Source organism: Nocardioides allogilvus (assembly GCF_003047285.1).
GTDB classification, from domain to species: domain Bacteria; phylum Actinomycetota; class Actinomycetes; order Propionibacteriales; family Nocardioidaceae; genus Nocardioides; species Nocardioides allogilvus.
On the sequence record NZ_PZYX01000014.1, the window covers coordinates 26394 to 51122 of the forward strand.

The 24729-nt window shown below is 70.1% G+C and carries 25 protein-coding genes and 3 tRNA genes; 16 read left to right on the forward strand and 12 right to left on the reverse strand.

From position 1 onward, the window contains the following. Window positions 1-121: 121 nt before the first annotated feature. The 3 genes from C9J87_RS17020 to C9J87_RS17030 form a co-directional block, all read right to left on the reverse strand. Window positions 122-349 carry a hypothetical protein gene (locus C9J87_RS17020; RefSeq protein ID WP_010831200.1) on the reverse strand — a complete coding sequence of 76 codons (228 nt, stop codon included), beginning with the start codon at window positions 347-349 and terminating at the stop codon, window positions 122-124. 108 nt (window positions 350-457) lie between these two features. After that, on the reverse strand, window positions 458-934 hold the full coding sequence (locus tag C9J87_RS17025) for a nuclear transport factor 2 family protein (RefSeq protein WP_232820093.1): 477 nt from the start codon (window positions 932-934) through the stop codon (window positions 458-460). Beyond that, the gene (locus C9J87_RS17030; RefSeq protein WP_107706123.1) at window positions 931-2505 is read right to left on the reverse strand and encodes a helicase HerA-like domain-containing protein; all 1575 of its coding nucleotides are present in this window, start codon (window positions 2503-2505) and stop codon (window positions 931-933) included. Before C9J87_RS17030 ends, C9J87_RS17025 begins: the two co-directional genes overlap by 4 nt. Window positions 2506-2572: 67 nt before the next feature. Between C9J87_RS17030 and C9J87_RS17035 the strand changes: the two genes are divergently transcribed. The 3 genes from C9J87_RS17035 (at window position 2573) to C9J87_RS17045 (ending at window position 4480) form a co-directional block, all read left to right on the forward strand. Then, window positions 2573-2872, forward strand: coding sequence for a type II toxin-antitoxin system VapB family antitoxin (locus tag C9J87_RS17035; RefSeq protein ID WP_010831203.1), 300 nt, complete (start codon window positions 2573-2575; stop codon window positions 2870-2872). Next, entirely contained in the window at window positions 2869-3372 is a 504-nt protein-coding gene (locus tag C9J87_RS17040; protein WP_107706124.1) for a LytR C-terminal domain-containing protein, read from the forward strand. Before C9J87_RS17035 ends, C9J87_RS17040 begins: the two co-directional genes overlap by 4 nt. 148 nt (window positions 3373-3520) lie before the next feature. After that, window positions 3521-4480, forward strand: a complete 960-nt coding sequence (locus tag C9J87_RS17045; protein ID WP_269634820.1) for a helix-turn-helix domain-containing protein — start codon at window positions 3521-3523, stop codon at window positions 4478-4480. Between the two features lie 62 nt (window positions 4481-4542). Here the strand turns inward: C9J87_RS17045 and C9J87_RS17050 are convergent, their stop codons facing one another. Next, window positions 4543-6054, reverse strand: coding sequence for a potassium/proton antiporter (locus tag C9J87_RS17050; protein ID WP_107706125.1), 1512 nt, complete (start codon window positions 6052-6054; stop codon window positions 4543-4545). Window positions 6055-6145: 91 nt separating this feature from the next. Here C9J87_RS17050 and C9J87_RS17055 point away from each other — a divergent pair, with 91 nt between their 5' ends. The 5 genes from C9J87_RS17055 (at window position 6146) to C9J87_RS17075 (ending at window position 11565) form a co-directional block, all read left to right on the forward strand. After that, a complete protein-coding gene (locus C9J87_RS17055) occupies window positions 6146-7618 on the forward strand; it encodes an FAD-binding protein (RefSeq protein ID WP_198652387.1) in 1473 nt (490 codons plus the stop codon). Continuing rightward, window positions 7615-8793 (forward strand): pyridoxal phosphate-dependent aminotransferase, encoded by a 1179-nt coding sequence (locus tag C9J87_RS17060; RefSeq protein ID WP_198652388.1) that lies wholly within the window; start codon window positions 7615-7617, stop codon window positions 8791-8793. The genes C9J87_RS17055 and C9J87_RS17060 overlap by 4 nt, the downstream gene beginning before the upstream one ends. A 93-nt stretch (window positions 8794-8886) precedes the next feature. Further along, on the forward strand, window positions 8887-9315 hold the full coding sequence (locus C9J87_RS17065) for a hypothetical protein (protein ID WP_107706126.1): 429 nt from the start codon (window positions 8887-8889) through the stop codon (window positions 9313-9315). Between the two features lie 4 nt (window positions 9316-9319). Further along, on the forward strand, window positions 9320-10243 hold the full coding sequence (locus C9J87_RS17070; RefSeq protein WP_157953245.1) for a hypothetical protein: 924 nt from the start codon (window positions 9320-9322) through the stop codon (window positions 10241-10243). Further along, window positions 10240-11565, forward strand: a complete 1326-nt coding sequence (locus C9J87_RS17075; RefSeq protein ID WP_107706128.1) for a hypothetical protein — start codon at window positions 10240-10242, stop codon at window positions 11563-11565. The genes C9J87_RS17070 and C9J87_RS17075 overlap by 4 nt, the downstream gene beginning before the upstream one ends. Here C9J87_RS17075 and C9J87_RS17080 read toward each other — a convergent pair. From C9J87_RS17080 to C9J87_RS17095, 4 genes are all read right to left on the reverse strand, one after another. Continuing rightward, complete coding sequence (locus C9J87_RS17080) at window positions 11550-12935, reverse strand: vWA domain-containing protein (RefSeq protein WP_107706129.1); 1386 nt, start codon at window positions 12933-12935, stop codon at window positions 11550-11552. The two genes, C9J87_RS17075 and C9J87_RS17080, sit on opposite strands and share 16 nt — an antisense overlap. Continuing rightward, entirely contained in the window at window positions 12932-13798 is an 867-nt protein-coding gene (locus tag C9J87_RS17085; RefSeq protein WP_010831212.1) for an AAA family ATPase, read from the reverse strand. Before C9J87_RS17085 ends, C9J87_RS17080 begins: the two co-directional genes overlap by 4 nt. An 18-nt stretch (window positions 13799-13816) precedes the next feature. Continuing rightward, window positions 13817-13904 (reverse strand) — tRNA-Ser (locus C9J87_RS17090). A gap of 49 nt (window positions 13905-13953) precedes the next feature. Beyond that, entirely contained in the window at window positions 13954-14328 is a 375-nt protein-coding gene (locus C9J87_RS17095; protein ID WP_107706130.1) for a hypothetical protein, read from the reverse strand. A 115-nt stretch (window positions 14329-14443) separates the two neighbouring features. Between C9J87_RS17095 and C9J87_RS17100 the strand changes: the two genes are divergently transcribed. The 3 genes from C9J87_RS17100 (at window position 14444) to C9J87_RS19780 (ending at window position 15383) form a co-directional block, all read left to right on the forward strand. After that, window positions 14444-14893, forward strand: a complete 450-nt coding sequence (locus C9J87_RS17100; protein ID WP_156887117.1) for a hypothetical protein — start codon at window positions 14444-14446, stop codon at window positions 14891-14893. A 93-nt stretch (window positions 14894-14986) separates the two neighbouring features. Then, window positions 14987-15077: transfer RNA gene (locus C9J87_RS17105), tRNA-Ser, on the forward strand. A 165-nt stretch (window positions 15078-15242) separates the two neighbouring features. Continuing rightward, a complete protein-coding gene (locus tag C9J87_RS19780) occupies window positions 15243-15383 on the forward strand; it encodes a hypothetical protein (RefSeq protein ID WP_156887118.1) in 141 nt (46 codons plus the stop codon). Between the two features lie 5 nt (window positions 15384-15388). Here C9J87_RS19780 and C9J87_RS17110 read toward each other — a convergent pair whose 3' ends face one another. The 3 genes from C9J87_RS17110 to C9J87_RS17120 form a co-directional block, all read right to left on the reverse strand. Beyond that, entirely contained in the window at window positions 15389-16417 is a 1029-nt protein-coding gene (locus C9J87_RS17110; RefSeq protein WP_107706131.1) for a phospholipase D-like domain-containing protein, read from the reverse strand. Window positions 16418-16536: 119 nt separating this feature from the next. Continuing rightward, window positions 16537-18357: a phosphoenolpyruvate carboxykinase (GTP) gene (locus C9J87_RS17115; RefSeq protein ID WP_010831216.1), complete on the reverse strand. Its 1821-nt coding sequence runs from the start codon at window positions 18355-18357 to the stop codon at window positions 16537-16539. A 337-nt stretch (window positions 18358-18694) separates the two neighbouring features. Next, a complete protein-coding gene (locus C9J87_RS17120) occupies window positions 18695-20530 on the reverse strand; it encodes a phosphoenolpyruvate carboxykinase (GTP) (RefSeq protein WP_107706132.1) in 1836 nt (611 codons plus the stop codon). Window positions 20531-20733: 203 nt separating this feature from the next. Here C9J87_RS17120 and C9J87_RS17125 point away from each other — a divergent pair. Then, window positions 20734-20806: transfer RNA gene (locus C9J87_RS17125), tRNA-Arg, on the forward strand. A 78-nt stretch (window positions 20807-20884) separates the two neighbouring features. Here the strand turns inward: C9J87_RS17125 and C9J87_RS17130 are convergent. Further along, on the reverse strand, window positions 20885-21370 hold the full coding sequence (locus tag C9J87_RS17130; RefSeq protein ID WP_010831218.1) for a DUF6328 family protein: 486 nt from the start codon (window positions 21368-21370) through the stop codon (window positions 20885-20887). A 103-nt stretch (window positions 21371-21473) separates the two neighbouring features. On the opposite strand from C9J87_RS17130, the gene C9J87_RS17135 reads away from it, so the two are divergent. From C9J87_RS17135 to C9J87_RS17150, 4 genes are all read left to right on the forward strand, one after another. Then, complete coding sequence (locus C9J87_RS17135; protein ID WP_010831219.1) at window positions 21474-22433, forward strand: TIGR03557 family F420-dependent LLM class oxidoreductase; 960 nt, start codon at window positions 21474-21476, stop codon at window positions 22431-22433. Window positions 22434-22451: 18 nt separating this feature from the next. Further along, window positions 22452-22724, forward strand: coding sequence for a DUF7218 family protein (locus tag C9J87_RS17140; protein ID WP_010831220.1), 273 nt, complete (start codon window positions 22452-22454; stop codon window positions 22722-22724). Between the two features lie 97 nt (window positions 22725-22821). Continuing rightward, on the forward strand, window positions 22822-24279 hold the full coding sequence (locus C9J87_RS17145; protein WP_036491790.1) for a S8 family serine peptidase: 1458 nt from the start codon (window positions 22822-22824) through the stop codon (window positions 24277-24279). A 193-nt stretch (window positions 24280-24472) separates the two neighbouring features. Continuing rightward, window positions 24473-24646 (forward strand): CsbD family protein, encoded by a 174-nt coding sequence (locus tag C9J87_RS17150; protein ID WP_036489921.1) that lies wholly within the window; start codon window positions 24473-24475, stop codon window positions 24644-24646. Window positions 24647-24729 lie beyond the last annotated feature (83 nt).

Genomic DNA, 24729 nt, shown 5'->3' on the forward strand with positions numbered 1-24729 from the left:
ATGAATCTCCACGCGTGTGCGTGGAGATTCATCCCTGGACCGATGCTCGAGCCTGAAAGTCCACGCATGTGCGTGGAGCTTCATGACCGCTACGTCAGCTCGACGGTTGCACGCCCCCGACTCAGTCAGTGGTCCTCTTCGCCTCGCCCTCGGTGGACGTATCCACCATCCCGCCGCCGCTGACGGCCTCATTGGCCTCCTGATCCGCCGATGGCGGCTCCTCCTCGGGCAGCGAGCTGGGGGTCCCGAGTGTTCCGCCCCGACCGGAGCCGGTCCCGGTCTCCTGCGTCTCGACGTCGGTGGCTTCCGGGTCGTCGGCGCGGTCGCGGCTGCTGTAGTCCTGGCTCATCCTGTGCTCCTCGGGTCGGGGGCCGCCGACCGAGATCGCCCGGCGGGAACCTGGCGGTACCCAGATGGAGCACCCGCAGACACCGGAGCGGCGCCCTGGGGCAACAGTTCAGGCGGGGTGCTCTCCGCGCGAGCGCGCGCCCTGCTCGATGGTGGCGCCGGCGACGGTGGTCTTCTTCTCGAAGATCCGCTCGTAGCCGGTGTGGGACATCCGCCAGCCCTCGGGCGTGCGGACGTAGCGGTCGGAGTAGAGCGCCGCGCCCTCGAGCGCGAAGTCGAAGGCGGGTGCGTAGACCTGGTCGTGGAGGTACCACGTGCCGGTGGCCGAGTCCCCGTCCACGCGGATCTCCGGGTGGTGGCCGTGGTGCATCGTCACCAGGTCGGGCACGAGGGAGGTCCTGATGAACGCCAGGATCGCGTCGAGGTCGGCACAGTCCTGGGTGGGGTACGTCGCCGTCGCCTCGGGCACGAAACAGGCCGCGAGACCCGGCCAGTCCTTGGTGTCGATGCAGCGGAAGTAGGCGTACTTCAGCCGCCGGATCTCCTCGAGGTCCAGCAGCAGGCGCAGGTCGTCACCGTGGGTCATCGGCGTCCGGACTTGAACATCCCGCGGGCGACCTCGCGCGCCGCCGTACGCATGAAGTCCTTGAAGGCACTGGACCGCACCACGTCCATGACGATGCCGTCGTCGTCCTTCTTCGCCTGCTTGGTGACGCGCTCGACCTTCTGCTCGCGCGCCATCTCCTTGACCTTGGCGTCCTCCGCGGCCTTGGCCGCGCCCTCCTCGATGCGGGCGGCGAGCTTCTCGCGGGCGGACTCGCGGTCGATGACCTCGCTGTACTTCGCGAACAGCGGGCTGGCCTTGACGGCTGCCTCCATCGCGGCGGTCTCCGCCATCGCCATCAGCGACTCGGGGGCTCGCAGCCGGGTCCACGCGACGGGGGTGGGTGCACCGCGCTCGTTCATCACGGTCACGACCGCCTCGCCGATGCCGAGGCTGGTGATCACCTCGCCGAGGTCGTCGTAGGCGGAGTTGGGGTAGGTGTTGACCGTCTGCTTGAGCGCCTTGGCGTCGTTGGGCGTGTGGGCGCGGAGCTGGTGCTGGATGCGCGAGCCGAGCTGGGCCAGCACCTCGTCGGGCACGTCGGTGGGGCTCTGCGTCACGAAGAAGACGCCGACCCCCTTCGATCGGATCAGTCGCACCGTCTGGGCGATCTGGTCGAGGAACGCCTCGGAGGCGTCGTCGAAGAGCAGGTGTGCCTCGTCGAAGAAGAAGACGAGCTTGGGCCGGTCGATGTCGCCGACCTCGGGCAGGTCGTGGAAGAGGTCGGCGAGCAGCCACATCAAGAACGTGGAGAACAGCGCGGGGCGGTCCTGCAGGTTGGGCAGCTCGACCAGGCTGATCACGCCCTTGCCGTCCGCGGTGACCTTGAGCAGCTCGCTGGACTCGAACTCCGGCTCACCGAAGAACGTGTCGGCGCCCTGGCTCTGGAAGGAGATCAGCTCGCGCAGGATCACCCCAGCGGTGGCGCTGGAGAGGCCGCCGAGCCCCTTGAGGTCGGCCTTGCCCTCGTCGCTGGTGAGGAACTGCACGACGGCGCGCAGGTCGGCGAGGTCGAGGAGCGGCAGCCCGGCCTGGTCGGCATAGTGGAAGACCAGTCCGAGGCTCGACTCCTGGGTGTCGTTGAGGCCGAGCACCTTGCTCAGCAGCATCGGCCCGAAGGACGTCATCGTGACGCGGAGGGGTACGCCGATGCCCTCGCCCCCGAGGGCGTACAACTCGGTCGGGAAGCCGGTCGCGGTCCACTCCTGGCCGACGGACTTGGCCCTGGCCGCGATCTTCTCGCCGCCCTCGCCGGGGACGCTGAGGCCGGACAGGTCGCCCTTGATGTCGGCCGCGAAGACCGGCACCCCGTTGGCGCTGAGCTGCTCGGCGAGGAGCTGCAGCGTCTTGGTCTTGCCGGTGCCGGTCGCGCCGGCGACGAGCCCGTGGCGGTTGAGCATCCCGAGCGGGATCCGGATCTGCACGTCGGAGAGGTCGGTGGCGTTGAGCATCAGGCCGCCGAGCTCCAGCGCGGTGCCCTCGAAGGCGTAGCCGGGCGCCACGGCAGCGGTGATCGGGTCCTGTGGTGCCGGCTGCTCGGGAGTCTGCGTCATGGGCGGAAGCCTAGTCAGGACGAGCGGCCCGGGACGCGGGGTTCGGGTGCGTCGATATAGTCGCGCCGTGATCTTCAAGGGGGTGGGCCAGGGACGTCCCTACCCCGCCCACGGGCTGGAGCCTCGCGACTGGGCCAAGATCCCGCCGCGGCAGGTGCGCCTGGACCACCTGATCACCACGAAGGACACGCTGCAGCTCGCGACCTTGCTGGACGACGACTCGACCTTCTACGGCGACCTCTTCGCCCACGTCGTCGAGTGGCAGGGCGACCTCTACCTCGAGGACGGCCTGCACCGCGCCCTGCGCGCCGCCCTCCACCAGCGCAACGTCCTGCACGCACGAGTCCACGAGGTGGCGGCCCCATGACGGCATCCCTGAAGTCCGCGCTCACCCTGCTCGCACTGGGAGCCCTGCTCGTCATCGCAGCGGTCTGGGGCTGGCACGCGGTCACGAAGCCGTTCCCCAGCACCGAGCCGCCTCCGCTGTGCACCGACGTCACCGTCAACACCGGCACCGAGGTCTTCCGCGACCAGGTCGCCGTCAGCGTCTTCAACGGCAGCAACCGCAACGGCCTGGCCGGCGCGACGATGGCGCAGCTCGAGCAGCGCGGCTTCGTCGGCGCCGACAGCGACAACGCCCCGACCAAGGTCGCCGGCGTCCAGATCTGGACCGACCAGCCCCGCAACGCGGCCGTGCGGCTCGTGGCCCGTCAGTTCAAGGCCGCGAAGATCGTCTCGGGCGAGGAGCTCGGCCGCGGGATCGTGGTCGTGGTCGGCGAGTCGTTCAAGGCGCTGCGCAAGAAGGAGGTCGAGTCGGTCACCGCCGTGGAGACCTCCACCTTCTGCAGCCCGTCCGCCGGCCAGTAGGCCCTAGTCCTTAAGGATCACGGGTTGGGGTGACACCCGGTGTGCCTGCGTGTAGGGGTGGGCCACGGAAGACAGTCTCTGGATTGCTGAGATCTAGAGAACAGGAAGCCATTCCGTGACCCACGACGACATTGTCTATGACAGGCGTGTGCGAGTGATCGAGCACGCCGCCCGGATCAACAACGTGAGCGAGGCGTGCCGGGTGTTCGGCATCTCGCGCAAGACCTACTACGAGTGGGTCAACAAGGCCGAGCAGTACGGTCTCTCGGCGTTGCTGCCGCGTGAGCGACGTCGTCCTCACATGCCGAACGCGATGACCTCCGAAGAGGTCGCGGTGATCTTGTCGGAGGCGATCGCCAGGCCGACGCTGGGGCCGAAGTCGTTGCTGCGCCACCTGAAGAAGCGTGGTGTCGATCGGTCGGCCTCGGGGGTCGCGAAAGTCCTGCGACGCCACAACCTCGGCACCGCGAAGCAGCGGGTCATCGCGTTGGCCAGCCTGACTGCCACCGAGACGGGGCAACTCACCGAGGCCGCGATGGAGGGCCCGTTCGGGTTCTGCCAGTACGCCTCCCGCCCGGGCCAGGTCGTGGCCCTGGACGCGTTCTACGTCGGGCGTCTCAAGGGTGTGGGCGCGGTGTGGCAACTGACCGCGGTCGACATCGCGACCCGGATCGCGGTCGTCCAGCTCGTTGTCGGGGACAAGACCGCCGCCGTCACGGCGTTGCTGCTCGACCATCTGAAGAAGGCGCTACGCAAGCACAGCATCACCCTCGAAGGAGTCCTGACCGACAACGGCCCAGAGTTCGTCGGCAAGGCATTCCAGGCCCGCGTGGGCGAGCTCGGGTTGCACCATCACCGGATCCCGCCAAGGTCACCGAACCACAACGCGGTGTGCGAGAGATTCCACGGAACCGTGCTGCACGAGTTCTACCGGCCCCACTTCCACCGAGGCCGGGTCGAGGACGTCGCACTGCTCGACAGGGCCTTGCAGGCCTGGGTCACCGACTACAACAACGAGCGTCCCAACCACGGTGACTACATGGCCGGTCGCACCCCGCTGCAAGTCAAAAGAGAACTCAAGCGCCGCATCCGGCAGACTGCTGCCTGACCATCAAAAGTCAGCATCCCCAGAGACGCTGACCTGTCACCCCGACCCGTGAGCCGCAAGCCCTAGTCCCGCTGCGGGTTCCCGTCGCCGAGCCACTGGGCCAGTCGGCCTCCGGACGACACCTGGCGCAGCCGCTCCTCGGTGGCCTCCCGCGACCTGCGCGGCGTCACGACGAGCAGGTCGTCACCGTGGCGCAGCACCGTGCGTCGTTCGGGCACCAGCATCTTGCCCTGGCGGATGACCAGCGACACCGAGGCGCCGGCGGGCAGCCGGAGCTCACCGACCTCGACGCCGTGCATGCGTGAGCTGGGCGCCAGGGTCACCTGCAGCAGGTCGGCCGCCACCCGCTCCAGCGGCGCCGCCTCGACATCGAGCCCGCGGGGCTCGGATCGCCGCGCAACGCGCAGCACGCGAGCGGCCAGCGGCAGCGTCGGCCCGGTCAGCAGGGTGTAGACCACCACCATCACGAAGACGATGTCGAAGAGCTTGTCGGCGCCGTCCACGCCCTCGGCCAGCGGGATGGTCGTCAGCACGATGGGTACGGCGCCGCGCAGCCCGGCCCAGGAGATGAAGGACAGCTCACGCCACGGCATGGGTTGGGCGACCGAGCTCACCAGGACCGAGAGCGGGCGGGCGACGAAGGTGAGGATCAGCCCGGTCACGATGCCCAGGCTGACGATCTCGAGGGTGATGCGATCCGGCGAGAGCAGCAGGCCGAGCATGACGAACAGCCCGATCTGCGCCAGCGACGCGAGCCCCTCGGCGAACGACCTGGTCGCCACCCGGTGCGGGAGGTCCTGGTTGCCGAGCAGCAGCGCGGCGACGTACACGGCAGCGAAGCCGGAGGCGTGCAGGGCCGAGGCGCCGCCGTAGGCGACGAAGGCCAGGCAGAGCACGGAGAGCGGGTAGAGACCGGACGACGGCAGCGCGACGCGGCGCATGATCCAGGCACCCACGACGCCGGCCAGGACTCCGATCAGGGCGCCGACCGCGAGCTCGAAGACGATCAGGCCGGCGACGTGGAGGAGCCCGCTCTCCGCGGCGGCACCGGTCGAGATGACGGAGACCAGGACGACGGTCGGGGCGTCGTTGAGGCCCGACTCCGCCTCGAGCGCGCCCGTCAGGCGCTTGGGCAGCGGCACGACGCGCAGCACCGAGAACACCGCAGCGGCATCGGTCGGGGAGCAGACCGCGCCGAGCAGGATCGCCAGCTCCCACGGCAGGCCGAGCAGGAAGTGTGCGCCGACCGCGACGACCGCCACCGAGACGGCCACCCCGACGGTCGCCAACGAGACGCCGAGCCTGATCGAGGGGCGCATCTCGCGCCAGCTGGTCGTCAGGCCGCCTTCGGCCAGGATCAGCGCGAGCGCCCCGAAGCCGAGCGCGTGTGCGAGCTGGGCGTCCTCGAAGTTGATGCCGAGCACCGACTCGCCGAGCAGGACGCCCATGAGGAGGTAGAACAGCAGGCTGGGCAGGCCGACCGTGGCCGAGAGCCGCACCGCGAGGATCGCCACGAGCGTGACGAGCGAGCCCACGAGCAGGAAGGAGTCGAGCTGGTGGACATCGAACGTCACTCGCGCCTCATTCCTCGTCGGCTCGGAGTCGGGTCCTGATCCTATCGGTGCAGGGCTCCCGGCAAACTGCAACGTGTTCTAGTCTGGCGCCGTGGTCGAGACCAAGGGCACCGCGCTGCCGTCCGTGCTGGACGAGTCGTCGCTGGCAGGCGCGGAGGCCTTCGACGTCGTCGTGGTCGGCTTCGGGATGGCAGGCGCGTGCGCGGCCCTGGAGGCGGCCCGCGCCGGTGCCCGGGTGCTGCTGCTCGAGCGCGCGGCCGTCCACGGCGGCACGTCGTCGATGTCGGGCGGCCACTTCTACCTCGGCGGCGGCACCGCCGTACAACGCGCCACCGGACACGACGACTCACCCGACGCGATGTTCGACTACCTGATGGCCGTCACGCCCTCGCCCGATCCGGTCAAGATCCGTGCGTACGCCGACGAGTCGGCCGCCCACCTCGAGTGGCTCGAGGCACTGGGATTCGAGTTCGAGCGGTCGTTCTTCGCCGGCAAGGCCGTCATCCAGCCCGGCACCGAGGGGCTGATGTTCACCGGCAACGAGAAGGTCTGGCCGTTCCGCGACCGGGTCACGCCTGCGCCCCGCGGGCACAAGGTGCCCAGGCCGGGTGACACCGGCGGCGGCGGGCTGGTGCTCGACCTGCTGGCCGAGCGGATCGCCGAGACCGACGCGGAGGTGCGCTTCGAGACCGGCGCGACCAACCTCGTGACCGACGCGTCCGGTGCCGTCGTCGGTGTCGCGTGGAAGCGCTTCGAGGAGACCGGCGTCGTGCGCGCCGGCTCGGTGGTGATCGCCGCCGGCGGCTTCGTGATGAACCCCGACATGGTCGCCGCCCACACGCCCTCGCTCGGCTCCAAGCTCTTCACCCTCGGCTCGACCTACGACGACGGGCTGGGGCTGCGCCTCGGGAAGTCCGTCGGCGCCGCGTGGGAGCACATGGACGAGGCCTTCATCACCGCGCCGTTCTACCCGCCCTCCGACTTCGTCAAGGGCATCGTCGTCAACAAGGAGGGCCGGCGCTTCGTCGCCGAGGACTCCTACCACTCGCGGACGTCCTTCCACGTGATGAAGCAGCCTGGCTCCGCCGCCTACCTCATCCTCGACAGCGCACACATGGCCGAGCCCGCGATGCCGCTGTGCCCGTTGATCGACGGCTGGGAGACGGTCGAGGAGATGGAGGTCGGGCTCGGGCTGCCGACCGGCTCGCTCGTCTCCACCCTGGCGGTCTACAACGAGCACGCGCGCGCCGGCGAGGACCCCGACTTCCACAAGCACCCCGACTGGCTGGCCCCGCAGGACCAGGGACCGTGGGGGGCCTTCGACCTCACCCTGGGCTCGGCGCTCTACGCCGGCTTCACCCTCGGCGGGATGGCCTGCGACGTCGACGGCCGCGTCCTGTCCGAAGGCGGGACCGTCATCACCGGTCTGTACGCCGCCGGCGCCTGCGCGGCCAACATCGCCCAGGACGGCGCCGGCTACTCCTCCGGCACCCAGCTCGGCGAGGGCTCCTACTTCGGCCGGCGGGCCGGGCGTCATGCGTCCGCATCTACATTGCCTGCATGACTTCCCGCCTGGCCGTGGCCCAGCGCGCCAACGTGCCGCCGTTCCACGTCATGGACCTGCTGGCAGCGTCGGCCGAGCGCCAGCGCACCCACGGCGACCTGGTCAACCTCGTGGCCGGCCAGCCCAGCACGGGCGCACCGCAGCCGGTGCGCGACGAGGCGATCCGGCTGCTCGGCGGGTCCGACCCTCTCGGCTACACGGTGGCGGCCGGCGTCCCGGAGCTTCGGGAGGCGATCGCCGTACACCACCGGCGCCAGCACGGGATCGACGTGACGGCCGAGGACGTGGTCGTCACGACGGGCTCCAGCGGCGGCTTCCTGCTCGCCTTCCTCGCGGCCTTCGAGCCCGGCGACCGGGTGGCGATGGCGCGGCCCGGCTACCCCTGCTACCGCAACGTGCTGACGGCGCTGGGGTGCCAGGTGGTCGAGATCCCGTGCGGGCCCGAGAACCGCTTCCAGCCCACCGTCGAGCAGCTCGAGGCGTGCGGCGACATCAAGGGGCTGGTCATCGCCAGCCCGGCCAACCCGACCGGCACCATGCTGCTGCCCGCCGAGCTCGCCGCGATCGCGAGCTGGTGCGAGGACGCCGGGGTGCAGCTGGTCTCCGACGAGATCTACCACGGCATCGAGTACGCCTCGCCCGCCCTGTCGCGCAGCGCGTGGGAGACGTCGCGCGAGGCGATCGTCTTCAGCTCGTTCTCGAAGTACTTCTCCATGACCGGCTGGCGGATCGGCTGGATGCTGGTCCCCGAGCGGCTGCGCCGGGCCGTCGACATCCTCACCGGCAACTTCACGATCTGTCCGCCGGTGATCGCGCAGTGGGCCTGCGTCGCGGCGTTCACGGACGCGTCGTACGCCGAGCTCGACTCCCATGTCGAACGCTATGCCGGCAACCGGCGACTGCTCCTGGACGGCCTCGCCTCCCTCGGCATCGACCGCCTGGCCCCGGCTGACGGCGCGTTCTACGTCTATGCCGACGTGGGCCACCTGACCGACGACTCGATGGCCTTCTGCCACCGCCTGCTGGCCGAGACCGGGGTCGCGCTCGCACCCGGCATCGACTTCGACACCGAGGTGGGCGATCGGCACGTCCGACTCAGCTTCGCCGGGCCCCAGGAGACGGTCCGGCTCGGGCTCGAACGCCTCGGGGACTGGCTGCCCGCACAAGTCACGTGAAAGCAGACCCACCTGACGGGTTTGAGATCCACGCGCCCGGGGAAGGGCGGTGCACAGGTAATGCACGGGGACGACGAGGAAAGGTGTGATCCGATGTACGGCGACTCAGCCGCATCGCGAAAGCGTGTCGCCCAGCTGCGCGAGCAGGGCGGCGACATCCGCGCCGCAGCCGACCGCCTGGTCGCCCAGGCCGAGAGCGTCCCCTGGCACGGACGCGCTGCCGAGGCCATGCGCACCCGCATCAAGGAGCGGGCCAACCACCTGCGCGTCGCCGCCGACCACCACGAGACGGCAGCCGACTCACTGGCTCGCCACCTCACCGAGGTCGACGCCCGCAAGGAGACGATCGAGGCGACCCGCCACCGCGCCGAGTCCCTCACGAGCGACGCCGCTTCACGGATCGCAGCGCTCGACCCCGAGAGCGGCGCACAGCCTGCGGACGAGGATGCCGTCCTCGCCGCCTTCACTCCCCCTCCGGCCGGTCACAAGGACTGGCTGAGCGTCGAACTGCCGGGACTCTGACATGGTGACGATCGACCTGACCACGCCGCCGCCCCCGGCCGCGAGCTTCCTCGACGGCCTGCCCCGCCGCATCGCCCTCACGCTGCCCGAGCTGCGCCACGTCGCGAGCCTCGCCGGCGACGCGCCGCTCCCCTTCGACCTGGTCGAGGCCTCGGGTCCCGACGGCCTCGAGGGCCGCCTCGGCCAGTCCCGCGGCTCGGTCGAGGACCAGGCGTACGCCGCCGCGCTGGCCTCGCTCCACGACGCCGACGAGTCGCTGCGCCGCCGCGGCCTCATCACCGACGAGGGGATCGACCCCGGCCTGACCGGCGCGATCGGGTTGCTCGCCACCCCCACGCTCGCCCTCGACCTCGACGTCGCGGCCCCGGGCTCCCAGGTCAAGGCCTGGCACCGGCAGGCCGGCGGCGCGGTCGCGACGCTGGCCACCAGCGACGGACTGGTCTTCGAGCTCGCGTGGTTCGCGGCCGACCAGTGGCCCGGGGAGCTCGCCCGTGTGGCCGCCATCCCCGATGACGTGGCCCTGGGCGAGTCCTCCGTCCCCGAGGACATCGACCTGCCCTTCCACCTCGTCGACGCGATCGGCGAGGCGCTGCGCGCCGGTCGGTCCGACCTGGTGCCGGTGCTGATGAGCCAGCACGGCGACGGCATCGCGGACGGCCGGGCCGAGCCCCTCGACGACAGCGTCGCCGCGACGGCGGTCGGCGCCATCCACACCGAGGGCCGTGGCCGGCTCCGGGTGCTCGCCGCCCGGGTGTCCGACGAGGAGGCGACCGACGTCGGCCTGGTGTCGTGGGTGTTGCTGGCCGACGGCTGGCACTCCCTCTCGCCGCACACCAGCGGTGCCGAGTCCAGGCTCCGCGTGCGCCGTACCCTCCCCGCCGATCTCGCGACCGAGCTCGCGCCCGTCCTCGCCCAGGTGATCGCATGAGCACTTCCCCGCAAGCCCAGACCCCCGGCGGCCGACGCATCTCCGAGGCCGCGGTCGAGGCCGACAAGTACCACCAGATGCTCGCGCTCGCCGACTTCTTCGACGCCTCGGGCGCCGAGATGCGCGAGCGTGCCCGGCTCGGCGGCGCGATCCTCGCCGACCCCGAGGTGGCGGACTCGGCCGAGCTGTCGGAGGCGACCTACGCCCAGGCCGAGGAGGACATCCGCGCCGCCACGACCGGCAAGCACGGCCTGCTGACCCGCTCGGTCGAGCTCGACGCCGACGCCCTCGTCGTGCGGGCCACGGTCCTCACCTACCAGTGGATCGACGAGCTGCAGGCCGCGGCCTTCAAGACCCTCGGCTCCATCGCGGGTCGTGCCATCGGCTACCTCGCTCCCGAGGTGGCCCTCGGCGGCGCCATCGTCTCGGCGGGCCTGATCGAGACCGACTCGCTCGACCGCGACGGTGTCGCGGCCTACCTCAACGAGCTGGCCGACAGCCACCCCGAGCTGATGGAGCACCTCACCGACGGTGGCGGGCTGCTCGAGGGCCTGCAGATGCGCTCGCTGCTCACGGCCGGCGTCATGTCCTCCGAGAGCGGCGCCGCTGCCGCGCGCGGCGGCCTGCGTGCGATCGGTGTCGAGCCCTTCCCCACCGACGCGGCCTCCGCACTGCGTGACGCGGCCGCGGGGTTCGCCGAGACCCCCGCCGCCGAGCCGGCCGCCGAGCCCGTCGGCGACGCGGCCCTCCCGGCCTCGATCGAGGACCTCATGGTCAAGCTGACCACCGCCGACCGCCGGATCAGCGTCCAGCGCATCGGCGCGGGCCGCTACATCGCCTACCTCCCCGGCAACAAGGCCCACGAGGGTGGTCGCTTGCGACTCGTCGGCAACGACACCACGACCTACGTCCGTCAGGTCGTGCGCGCGATCGAGCAGGCCGTCGACGGTGAGCCGGGCGCCCGCGTGATGCTCGTCGGTTCGTCGTACGGCGGCGCAGCGGCGGCCGAGATCGCGTCGGCGGCCGCCTCGCCGGCCTTCGTCGTCGACCAGGTCGTCACCGCCGGTGCCCCGTCCGCCCAGGTTCCCTCCATCCCGGAGGAGACGCGGGTGCTCTCCCTGGAGGACCGGGCCGACCCGGTCGCGCTCCTCGGGTCGCTGATCAACGCCGACGTCGCCAACCGCGTCACGGTCGTCTACGACGGCGCCGACGTGGGCGAGCAGCCCTACGTCGCCGGCGGCCGCGCGGCCGACTCGGCCCAGCACCCGGGCCTGCGCGCCGAGATCCGCCGGATCACCGAGCTGGGCTACCTCGCCGGCTGAGTCCCCATCGAGATCGCGGAGACGAACTCCTCGAGCTGGGTCAGGTTGCGGCACTCCACCATCGGCACGATCTCGCCGTAGGCCGGGGCCGCGCTGTCGCCGGTGCCCCAGTGCCGGGTGTGCTCGGGGTTGAGCCACCACGCGTGCCGCACTGCGTCCTCCAGCTCACGCAGGACGGGCAGCGCGAGGTCGCTGTAGTTGGAGCGCGCGTCGCCCAGGATCAGCAGCGACGTCTTCGGTCCCAGCGCGTCGGCGTGCTCCTCGGCGAACTTCGTGAAGGCGCGGCCATAGTTGGTCCGCCCCCACAGCGCTGCGTGGGCGGTGCTGGCGGCGAGGTTCTCCATGACCTCGACGACGTCCCCGCCGGGCGTGAAGTGGTGGGTGACCTCGTGGACGTGGTCGACGAACGTGAAGGCGCGCACCTTGTGGAACTGCTCGCGCAGCGCGAAGACCAGCAGCAGCGTGAACTGCGCGAAGTTGGCGACCGAGCCGCTGACGTCGCACAGCACGACGAGCTCGGTGCGGTGGGGCCGCTTCGGGCGGTGGTGGGTCTCGATCGGCACGCCGCCGGTGGACAACGACGCGCGGACCGTGCGCCGGAAGTCCAGCGCCCCGCGGCGGCGCGCGTGCTGCTGCTTGGTGAGCCGGGTCGCCAGCCGGCGCGCGAGGGGATAGATCTCGCGCCGCATCTCCTCCAGGTCGGAGCGGCGGGCGGCGGTGAAGTCGAGCCTGTCGATGGTCGGCCGGACCACGATGTTCGCGACGTGCTCGGGCCCCTTCTCCTCCGCGATGCGGCGACGCGCGTCGTCCTCCACGAGGCGGGTGAAGGAGCCGATGCGACGCCCGGCGATCCGTTCGGCGTCCTCCTCGACCATGCCGTCGGCCATCAGCCCGGCGACCAGCTGCCCGATGAGCTGCCCCGGGGAGACGCGCTGGAGAGCGGTGTACGCCGACCAGCTGGACAGCCCCGGACCACGGCCGGGCATCGCGCCGAACCTGCCGACCGCCTCGACCGCGAGGTCCTGCAGCCGCTGACTCTCCGCGTCGGTGTCGGCGAGCGCGTCGGCCAGCTCGTCGGTGAACCTGGTGAGCGCCGCCCCGTTGTCGCGCACGCCGTCGGACTCCGGCTCGCCCGCCACCCCGGCGCCGACCAGCCGTGGGTAGTAGAGGTCGAAGATCGCGTCGAAGGTGACGCGTTGGGCCTGCTTCTTGACCAGCGTGGCGGCGTACGCCGTGCGCACCACGTCGCGCTCTCCCCACCCGATGCGTCGCATCGCCTCGATCGCGTCGAGGCCCTCGGCGAGCGAGACGGACAGGCCCGCCGAGCGCAGCGCCTCGATGAAGCCGATGTGGGTGTCGAGCAGGGTCATTTCCCGGCCAGCCTCAGTTCCTTGACCGCGCGTGCCTGGTCGGAGGAGTGCTTGAGGACGACACCCAGCGTGCGCTGGATCGCCGCCTCGTCGAGGTCACCGATCTCCAGCGCGATCAAGGTGCGCGCCCAGTCGACCGACTCGGCGATCGAGGGCGCCTTCTTCAGCTCGAGCTCACGCATCCGGGCGACCACGTCGACCAGCTGCTTGGCGACGGCGTCGTCGAGGCCGGGGACCTGCGAGGTGACGATCTCGCGCTCCCGCTCGGCGTCGGGATAGTCGAGGTGGAGGTAGAGGCAACGACGCTTCACTGCCTCGGACAGCTCGCGGGTGGCATTCGAGGTGAGGACGACGAAGGGCCGGCGGGTCGCGGACACGGTGCCCAGCTCGGGGATGGTGACCTGGAAGTCGGACAGCACCTCGAGCAGCAGCCCCTCGACCTCGACGTCGGTCTTGTCGACCTCGTCGATGAGCAGCACGGTCGGCTCCTCGCGGCGGATGGCAGTCAGGAGCGGGCGGGTCAGCAGGAACTCGTCGGTGAAGATGTCGTCGTGGGTCTCGCTCCACGCCTGGTCGGCACCGCTGGCCTGGATGCGCAGCAGCTGCTTCTTGTAGTTCCACTCGTAGAGCGCGCGGGCCTCGTCCAGGCCCTCGTAGCACTGCAGCCGGATCAGCTCAGCGCCCGTGGAGCGGGCCACTGCCTTCGCGAGCTCGGTCTTGCCGACGCCCGCGGGGCCCTCGACCAGCAGCGGCTTCTCGAGCGCGCCGGCGAGATAGGCGGTCGTCGCGGTCGCTGCGTCCGCGAGGTAACCGGCCTCGTGCAGGCGGGCGCTGGCGTCGTCGGGGCTGCTGAACCAGGTCACCCGGCGGAGCCTAACGCTTGGCGGAGGAGGCGGGATTTGAACCCGCGGTAGCTCTCGCTACGACCGCTTTCAAGGCGGTTCCGATAGGCCGCTCCGGCACCCCTCCTCGTGCCGCCCGAGGACGGCACTGCAGCATTCTAGGAGATGCGGTGGGGCTACTCCGAGCCGCCCAGCTCGAGCTCGACGTCGTCGTAGGCCAGGTCGTGCAGCCGCTGCAGGTGGTGGTTGATGTCGTTGAGCAGTCGCAGGCCCTGCATCCGGACCTGGTCGAGGTCGGGACTCTCGAGCACCTCGGGGCCCAGCTCGCCGATGCGGGCCAGCAGGGCGCGGCGCTCACGCAGCGCGGTGCCGCGGCGCGCGCTCAGCCAGGCGTCGTCGGGGTGCTCCGACTCGCGCATGAGCACGTCGCGCACGCCGGTCATGCGTTGGCGCACGGTCCAGCGCCAGTTGCCCGCGGCGACGCCCCCGACGTCGCGGGGCGCATCGAGGGCGCGGTGCAGCTCTGACAAGGCGGCGGTGGCACTCGTCATGCGCGGCCTCCCGGAGTGGTTGACGTTGACAGTGATGATCCGAGTGTGACCCGCACCACAGAGTTGGACAAGGGCTGGATTGGCACAACCTCGGCCGCCTGTGTTCAATCTTCACGTGCCGTCCGAATACCGAGTCGCTCCCCCCGTCGCTGCCCGACTGATGGGGGTGCTGCTGATCGCCATCGCGGCGCTGGTGTTCATCACCACCGGGCTGGTCGCCTTCCTGGACCTGCACACCGCCCTCCTGCTGGTTCCTGCGCTCATCGGGATCGGTGCCCTGCTGACCGGCGCGGTCGTCCTCGGCCGCCGTGGCTGGGTCGTCCGGTTCACCGAGGACGGCTACCGCGTCCAGTGGGTGCGCGGCGTCGGCGTCGCCGCCGCTCGCTGGAAGGACGTCGAGGACGCCGTCACCACGACCTCGGCCGACTCACCCGTCGTCGTGCTCCGCCTGCGCTCGGGGGCGACGACCACCATCCCCGTGGAGCTGCTGGCCGGTGATCGTGAGGATTTCGTCCGCGACCTGCAGGCCCATCTCCAGCGCGGACACGGCTTGCGGCCGCTCTGAGGAGCCTGCGCGAGGGCCGGGCCGGGTGCGATTCGGCAAAGGCCCGACGCGCCTAGTAACCTCATCCGTGCTCTGGCCCTGAGGCCCGAGCATGGAGGCGTCGCCTAGTCCGGTCTATGGCGCCCGCCTGCTAAGCGGGTTTGGGGCTACAACCCCATCGAGGGTTCAAATCCCTCCGCCTCCGCCCACCTCTGGCCCTCATCCGTGGGGGCCAGAGTCCATTTCGGCACTCGTGCGAGAACGTGCAATGCACAGACTCGCAGCGTCACCCATGATGGACATCTGGCCCAGGTCACCGACAATGGAGGCCGGTCTCGGTTCAGACTGACACACAACAGAGGATGAAAACATGATCTCCGGACGACGCATCGCAGCAGCGGCCCTGACCGCAGTCCTGTCGGTCGGCGCGGTCGCTCTGACCGCCGGCACCGCTGGCACGGTTGACGCACGCACCGACACCTCCTGGCCCGAGGTCAGCTCCAACCTCTGACCCGATCAGAAACCGGGGTCGGGAGCCGGCCCCAGCCCCTCCCCTGACGGCACGTCACGACCGGTGATGCCGCGGCGCCCCATCTCGTAGCCCAGCTGGAACCGGGAATCGACCTCGAACTCCTGCTTCAGCTCCGAGACGTAGCCCGCATAGGTGCGCGGGCTGACGCCCAGCCGCGCAGCGCCGCTCGGATCTGCGTGGCCGCCGATCAGCATCCGGATCGTCATGGCCCGCTGCTCGGCGGCGATGTCTCGCACCACCGACGTGTCCTTGTTGGTGAACGGACGGGCCCGCTCCCAGGAGCGGTCGAAGATGTCGGCGAGGTAGGCGATGACCGACGGCTCGCGCACCACGAGCGCCGAGTTGTGCTCGCGGCCCGGGATGATCGCGATCCGCCGGTCGACGACGATCAACCGGTTGAAGAACTCGTCGAGGGTGCGGACCTGCGCTCCCTCGGCCGTGACCGCGGCGACGTAGTTGACCGTGGCGGCCGACCGGCGCGCGGCGTGCTGGTAGAGCGTGCGCATCGAGACGCCGCGTCGCAGCGCCGCCCGGTCCCGCTCGACGACCACGTCGGGCAGGTGCTGCATGGCGCGGTTGGTCTGCGGCTGGGCCGTCAGCAGCTCCCCCGACGCGTCAGCCACCACCGAGGTGATGTGGGCCCCGATCGCGCTGCCCCGCAGCTCGGTGAAGGGCCCACGCAGCGCCTCCGGCGAGCGACGCCACGCATGGGTGAGGCCCTGGAAGGCCTTCGCCCACTGGGCCGACTCGGCGATCAGCTCGGCCCCCTGCTGGCCGAGCGGGGAGACGACACGCGACTGGACGATCGAGGGATCGACCGGCACCCACCGGTCCTCGCCCTCGTCGAAGGTGACCAGGCCGATGTCCTGGAGCAGCGCGAACGGTCCCGCAGCGCTGCCACCCTCCTGGATACGCGGATCCTGCGCGTCGAGGCCGGCTGACCCCACGAGCTCCTCGTAGAGGTCGGTCGCGGCTGTCTCGAAGACGGAGCGCTCATCAGGCCCGTAGTTCACGCCAACAACACCTCCCAGCGTCGTCGTGGCTTTCAATGACCGGCCGATCTTTCCACAACAACGGCTCCGGCCCGCCGGGATCAGGGATCCTGGCGGGCCGGAGTGGTGACGCTGGGCGATCAGGCGCCGAGGCGCTCCTTGAGACCGTCGAGCTCGGTCCACAGGACGGCCGGCAGGTCGTCGCCGAACTTCTCGAACCACTCGGTGATCTGCGGGATCTCGGCCTTCCACTCCTCGACGTCGACCGCGAGGGCGGCCTCGATGGCCTCCGGGGTCATGTCGAGGCCGTCGATGTCGAGCGAGCCCGGCGCCGGCACGTGGCCGATCGGGGTCTCGACCGCGGCGGCCGTGCCCTCGAGGCGCTCGATGACCCACTTGAGGACGCGGCTGTTCTCGCCGAACCCGGGCCACAGGAAGTCGCCGTCCTCGGAGAGGCGGAACCAGTTGACGTAGAAGATCTTGGGCATCTTCGACTCGTCGTTGTCCTTGCCCATGTTGATCCAGTGGCTGAAGTAGTCACCGGCGTTGTAGCCGATGAACGGCAGCATGGCCATGGGGTCGCGACGCACGAGGCCGACGGCCCCGACGGCGGCAGCGGTCGTCTCCGAGGAGAGCGTGGCGCCCATGAACGTGCCGTGGGTCCAGTCGCGGGCCTCGGTCACGAGCGGGACGGTCGTCTTGCGACGCCCGCCGAAGAGGATCGCGTCGATCGGCACGCCGCGCGGGTCGTCGTACTCGGCAGCGAGCATGTCGCACTGCTTGATCGGCGTGCAGTAGCGGCTGTTGGCGTGGCTGGACAGCTCGTCGCTGTCCGGCGTCCAGGGCTGGCCCTTCCAGGACGTCGCCTGGGCCGGGGTGTTCTCCAGGCCCTCCCACCACACGTCGCCCTCGGGGGTGAGCGCCACGTTGGTGAAGACCGAGTTGCCCTTGTTGATCGTCGCCATGGCGTTGGGGTTGGTGTGCTCGTTGGTGCCGGGCGCGACGCCGAAGAAGCCGAACTCCGGGTTGACGGCCCACAGGCGACCGTCCTCGCCGACGCGCATCCACGCGATGTCGTCGCCGATGGCCTCGACCTTCCAGCCCGGGATGGTGGGCTTGAGCATGGCGAGGTTGGTCTTGCCGCACGCGCTCGGGAAGGCAGCGGCGATGTACTTCGTGACGCCGGCCGGCGAGGTGAGCTTGAGGATGAGCATGTGCTCGGCCATCCAGCCCTCGTCGCGCGCCATGACGCTGGCGATGCGCAGGGCGTAGCACTTCTTGCCGAGCAGGGCGTTGCCGCCGTAGCCGGAGCCGAAGCTCCAGATCATCCGCTCCTCGGGGAACTGCACGATGTACTTGGTGTCGTTGCACGGCCACGGGACGTCGGCCTCGCCCTCGGCCAGCGGCTTGCCGACGGAATGGAGCGCGGGGACCCACTGCACGTCCTCGCCGATCTCCTCGATCTTGCGGAGGACCTCGGTGCCCATCCGCGCCATGACCCGCATCGAGACGGTGACGTAGGCGGAGTCCGTGAGCTCGATGCCGAACATCGGCTTCTCGGCGTCGAGGTGACCCATGACGAAGGGGATGACATACATCGTCCGGCCCTTCATGCAGCCGGCGTAGAGCCCGCGCATGAGGTCCTTCATCTTCTCGGGCTCCATCCAGTTGTTGGTGGGCCCGCAGTCCTTCTCGTCGACCGAGCAGATGAAGGTCTTGTCCTCGACTCGCGCCACATCAGTGGGGTCGGAGGCCGCGTGGAACGAGTTGGGCTTGATCTCGGGGTTCAACCGCGTGAACGTGCCGGTGCCCTCGAGGGCCACGGTGAGCTGCTCCCACTCCTCGTCGGAGCCGGTGCACCAGTAGATGTTGTCGGGCTGGGTGAGCTCGGCGATCTCGGTGACCCACGCCAGGATTCCTTGGTGGGTGGTCGGAGCCGAAGTTTCTGAAATGGCGGTCATGCCTGCGGATTCCCTCTCGCGCATTCGCGGTGGTCGCCTCGCTGAGCGAAGGCGCCTCCGGCCGTCGAGCGCATCGACGGTGGTGTCGTGGAGTGTTGATTGACCCGTCCGGCAACGCTGCGGCGACGGTTGTCGCCGAGGCTAACGTCCGCCCTGCGGCGTACATATTGGAACGATCAAGGGCTGTGACCCAGGTCCCACGCGCGGCTCAGATCGGCGCGTCAGGGTGGATGCTACGGGTTTCGCGGCGACGGTTGCGAGGTGATCGGGTCATGGACGCAGACAGCCGGCCGCGGGCGAACCGCGGCCGGCTGTTGGTCGTGCACTGTTCGAGGCGTCAGGCCTGGTCGTCCTCGAGCGCCTTGGCGACCCGGCGGTGGGCCTCCCAGATCGCGTCGGGCATCCGGTCGAACTGCTGGAGGTGCTCCTCGCGGAAGCCCATCTCCTGCTTCCAGCGGTCCGTGTCGATCGACAGGATCGTGTCGAGGTCCTCGGGGGTGATGTCCACGCCCTCGAGGTTGAGCTCCTCCTTGGTCGGCAGGATGCCGACCGGGGTCTCGCGACCCTTGACCTCACCGTTCTTCAGCTGCAGCAGCCACAGCAGCGGACGCAGGTTGTCGCGGTAGCCGGGCCACAGGAAGCGGCCGTCCTCGCCACGCTGGAACCAGTTGACGTGCGCGAAGATCGGCTGGTCCTTGGCCGCCCCGACGATGTCGAGGTAGTGCTGCGCGTAGTCGCCCTCGCCGTACGCCATGAAGGGGCGGTTGGACATCGGGTCGTAGCGCAGCAGGCCTTCCTTGCCCTCCGCGGCCGAGGTGGCCTCGGCGCCCAGGGTCAGGCCGTCGTAGACACCCTCGGCGAGGTCGTGGATCGCGCGGATCAGCGGCTCGCGGTCGCGGGTGCGGCCACCGAAGATGATCGCGTCGATCGGGACACCGGTCGCCGCGTTGTAGTCCTTGGCGATGTTGGGCACGTTGTCGAGCGTCGTGGTGAACCGGCTGTTGGGGTGGGCCCACGGCTCGCCCGCCTGCTCGGGCGTGCGCTCCGAGATCGGGTTGCCCTTCCAGTCCAACCAGCCCGTGACGTCGGCCGGCGGCTCGGGCGTGCGGCCCTCCCACCAGACCTCCTGGGTGGTCGGGTTGTAGGCGATGTTGGTGAAGATCGCGCCCGAGCCCGGGTCGACCGAGTGCAGCGCGGTCGGGTTGGTGTTCTCGTTGGTGTCCTTGGCGACACCGAAGACACCGAACTCCGGGTTCATGCCCATCAGCTTGCCGGTGGACTCGTCGACCCACAGCCACGCGATGTCGTCGCCGTAGAACGAGACGTGGTAGCGCTCGCCGAGGACGTCGGGGGCCAGCATCATCGCCAGGTTGGTCTTGCCGGAGGCACTCGGGAAGCCACCACAGATGTGGTAGTCCTTCCCGGTCTCCTTGTCGTGGATGCCGATGAGCATGTACTGCTCGGCGAGGAACTTCTTGCTCGCCCACCCGTCGTAGGCACCCTGGCGCAGGCCGTGGGCGATCTTGCCGAGCAGCGCGTTGCCGCCGTAGGACGAGCCGAAGTGCAGGATCGTCCGCTCGTCACCGACGGTGACGAAGTAGCGCTGGTCCTCGGGCGTGCCCTGGCCGAGGTTCTCCAGGTCGCCGGTGACGTGGACGGCGCGGACGAACTGGTCCCCGGCGTCGTTGAGGTGCTCGGCACCGACGCGCGCCATCCGCAGGATGTGCAGCACCACGGTGCGGGTGTCGGTGACCTGGACGCCGGTCGCCCACGGGGCGAGCTCGTTGCCGGGGGGCGCCATCAGGTAGGGGATGACGTACATGGTCTTGCCCTGCGAGGCTCCGCGCATGCGGTCCTCGAGCATGGGGACCATCTCGGAGGCCGGGCGCCAGTTGTTGTAGACGCCCTTGTCCTTCTCGTCGTTGGACGCGACGATCGTGCGCTCCTCGGAGCGCGCGGTGTCCTTGTGGTAGCTCCGCGAGTAGTAGCGGCCCTCACCCGCAGGCATGAGCTCACCCGCCTCGAGAGCCTCCTGGATCAGGCGCGCGTCATCTGCGGGGCTGACCACCTCGATCCGCTCTGCGCCGGTGAGATCGGCGTACTTGCGGACGTATTCGCGGACCGCCGGGTTGGTCAACCCAGCTGCATCCAATGCCGCCTCGACATCTGCCATCGAAAAGTTCTGCCTCTCGTGAGGTGCCGGGGTCGCCTCGTTCGCCCCCAGCCGCGCAACGTGCACGACACCATAACGACCCTCCACCGGTCGGGGCGCGTCAGTCCATCAGCGGCCTCACCAATGCTGGGGAAGCGGGCTGATTTCGGGTTGACCGTAGGGGTCCGCTATCCTCATCCGGTCGTGCTGTTGCAGCGCGACATGCGCCTGTAGCTCAACGGATAGAGCATCTGACTACGGATCAGAAGGTTTGGGGTTCGAATCCCTACAGGCGCACAAGATGGCCCCGACTCCCACGAGTCGGGGCCTTTTGCGTGCGCCCGGATCGAGCCGATGCTGCGAGCCCTTCCTGCGTCACGTCGTGTGAGTCGCGCCCCGCGAGACGAGGTGGGGTACGGCGACGAGCAGGACCAGCAGGACCAGCAGCGACACCCCGCTGGCGAGGGTCGCGGCGGTCCGGTCGAGCACGACGTCGACCACGAGGAACGCGATGCCGGCCAGCAGCAGCGCGATCAGCCCCAGCGCGAGCTCGGTCAGCACGTGCGCGGCGCGGACCAGCCTCGGCTTGGCGCCACCCTGGAAGACCTGGCGGTGGATGGCGACCGGCGCGAGCGTGACGCCGACGGTCAGGAAGGCGAGGGCGAGGAGGCCGAGGTACCACCGCTGCTGGAAGTCGTCGAGCTCGGTGAAGCGCGACTGGAACGGCAGCGTGACCAGGAACGCCGCAAGCAGCTGGACACCCGTCTGGCTGACGCGCAGCTCCTGGAGCAGGTCGGTCCAGTTGCGGTCGGCGCGCTCCTCGGGGGTCTCGCGCCGGCCCTGCCCGCTCGGCTCGCTCATGCGGCGAGCGTACGGCGACGCCCCGCCCGCGCGCTCCGCCCGAAGGGAGGTGGCCGGCCGGTCAGGTCGCGGGGCAGGGTGAGGAGGGACCCGAGGAGGCGACATGCGATTCGGATACTTCCTCTCGAGCGAGGAGTACACGCCCCAGCAGCTGGTCGAGCAGGCGAAGCTGGCCGAGAAGGCAGGCTTCGAGGCCCTCTGGATCAGCGACCACTTCCACCCGTGGAACGACGCGCAGGGCCAGAGCCCGTTCGTCTGGTCGGTCATCGGCGCGATCGCCGAGGCCACCGACCTGCCAGTGACCACCGCGGTCACCTGCCCGACCTACCGCATCCACCCGGCGATCATCGCCCAGGCCGCCGCCACCAGCGCGGTGCTGCTCGAGGGCCGCTTCACCCTCGGGCTCGGCTCGGGCGAGGCGCTCAACGAGCACATCCTCGGCCAGGCGTGGCCGACCGCGCACACCCGCCTCGACATGCTCGAGGAGGCCGTCGACGTCATCCGGCAGCTCTTCACCGGCGAGGTGGTCCGGCACGAGGGGCGGCACTACACCGTGGACACCGCCCGCATCTACACGCTCCCCGACGAGCCGCCGCCGATCTACATCTCCGGCTTCGGGCCGCACGCCACCGACCTCGCCGCGCGCATCGGCGACGGCTACATCACCACGAGCCCCGACCAGGAGCTGCTGACGCGGTTCGGTGAGGGGTCCGGCGGCAAGCCCGCGCAGATGGGGACCAAGGCCTGCTGGGCGCCCACCCGCGACGAGGGCGTGGAGATCGCCCACCGGTTGTGGAGCACGAGCGGCCTGCCGGGTGAGTTGGCCCAGGTGCTGCCGTCGCCGCAGCACTTCGAGCAGGCGGCCGAGCTCGTCACCCCGGAGCAGACCGGCGAGAAGGTCGCCTGCGGCAGCGACGTCGAGGTCCACATCGAGGGCCTGCGACCGGCCGTGGAGGCCGGCTTCGACGAGGTCTACGTCGCCAACATGGGGCCTCACTACGCCGACATGATCGCGGCGTACGGCGCCGAGGTGCTGCCCGCACTGCGTGAGTCCACCGCGTGACCACCTGAAGGAGGAGACATGCCAGGCAAGAAGGAACCCGGACCGTCCGTCAAGGACGCCGAGATGTACGAGGCGCTGCGCGACGACGGCGCGAGCAAGGAGAAGGCCGCGCGGATCGCCAACGCAGCCGCGGCCGAGGGCCGCTCGACCGTCGGCGAGCGCGGCGGCGAGGCCACCGACTACGACGACCGCACGGTCGAGGAGCTGCGCGAGCGTGCGGCCGAGCTCGACATCGAGGGGCGTTCCCAGATGAGCAAGGACGAGTTGATCGAGGCCCTCCGGCACCACTGACCCGCACGCGTGACCCCGTGTGAGCGTGGTCGTTGAGCCCTCAGACCCTGGTCGGGTGCGCTCGGCGCCCGACATCCCCAACGGAGGTTCAACGATCGTGCGACTCAAGACCACCCTCGCGCTGGGCGCCGCCGCCCTTGCGACCACGGCCAGTCTCGTGGCCCCGACGACGCTCGTCGCACAGGCCAACGCCGCCGACGACCGCGCCAACGTCTCGGCCTTCCTGGCCGAGCAGCTGTCGACGTTGTCCGCCTCGGCGCCCGCCGCCGTCATGGTGCACGGAGCGACGCTGACGCAGGCCCAGGCGGCGGTGACCAACACCGGGATGAAGCGGGTCACCACCTTCCGCAAGATCGGCGTCGTCGTCGCGACCGGCACCGCGTCGCAGATCCAGGCCGTGCGCAGCCAGCCCGGCGTGACATACGTCGAGGGCAACGCCCCGATCGAGCTCTTCCAGGACACCAGCAACGTCGCCACCCGTGGCTTCGAGGCGACCCAGACGCTCACCGGCGCGGACGGCACGAGGCTGACCGGCAACGGCGTCAGCGTCGCGGTCATCGACTCCGGCATCGACCCGACCCACCCCTACTTCAAGGAGGCCGACGGCAGCAGCGCCGTGGTCGCCAACCTGAAGACGCTCTGCGACCCGTTCGACCTGATCTGCTCGGTCCAGAAGGTCCCCAACTCCGTCGACACCGACACGCTGGCCGTCGGCGGCCACGGCACCCACGTCAGCGGCATCGTCGCCGGCAACCCGGTGACCATCGCCGGTGGCAAGAAGCTGCAGGGCGCCGCTCCCGGCGCCAAGCTCGTCTCGCTGTCCACCGGCGCAGGCCTGTTCATCATCGGTGCCGACGCGGCCCTCAACTGGGTGCTGGAGAACCACGCGGCCCCGTGCGGCGCGGGCGTCCCGGCGACCACCTGCCCGCCGATCAAGGTCACCAACAACTCCTACGGCCCCTCCGGCGGCGGTGACCTCGAGCCCGAGTCGGCGACCGTCAAGATCCAGCGTGCGCTGGTCGCCGAGGGTGTCGTGACCGTGTGGGCCGCCGGCAACGACGGTGGCAACGGCTCGGAGAGCCTGACCAACCCGCCCGGCCAGGACCCGACCGGCGGCATCCTCTCGGTTGCCTCCTACTTCGACGAGAACACCGGCACCCGTGACGGCGTCGTGTCCGAGTTCTCCTCGCGCGGGGACGCCTCGCGCACCCAGACCTGGCCCGACATCTCCGCCCCGGGCGAGGACATCACCTCGGCGTGCCGCCTCTACCTCGTGATCTGCTCCACGGGCGGCGCTCCCGAGAACGGTCCGGGCATGCTCGACGTCGGGACGTTCAACACGATCAGCGGTACGTCGATGGCTGCACCTCATATCGCCGGCATCGTGGCCCAGCTCTTCCAGGCCAACCCGTCCGCTTCGCCGGCCCAGGTGGAGGCCGCCCTCAAGGCGACCGCCCACAAGTACACCGACGGAGCCCACTACGTCAGCGGAACGTCGTACGACAAGGGCTTCGGCCTTGTCGACGTGGTCGCAGCTGCGGCAGCGATCCGCTGAGAGAGGCCGCGCGCTCCTCTGAGTGAGCGCATGGCCTGAGTGCCGGGGGGCACCGCGGCGGCCGACGCACCAAGGGGGTGCGTCGGCCGCTCGCGATTTCGACACATTGCACCCACAGGGGTGATGAACGGTCCGGTGACCCGTGACAGGTTCGAAGTGCGTCCGAACGGGGCGCGACGACGAAGGGAACCGCATGGGACTCGACGACAAGATCAAGAACAAGGCAGAAGACCTCTCGGGCAAGGCCAAGGAGGGCGCCGGCAAGGCGACCGACGACGAGAGCCTGGAAGCCGAGGGCAAGGGCGACCAGACCTCCTCGGACATCAAGCAGGCCGGCGAGAAGGTCAAGGACGCCTTCAAGCACTGACGCTCCCTGCACGTTGTCAGGACAGACAACACCGGACGGGACATCGACTCGAGCAGTCGGTGTCCCGTTCCGGATTTCGCGCA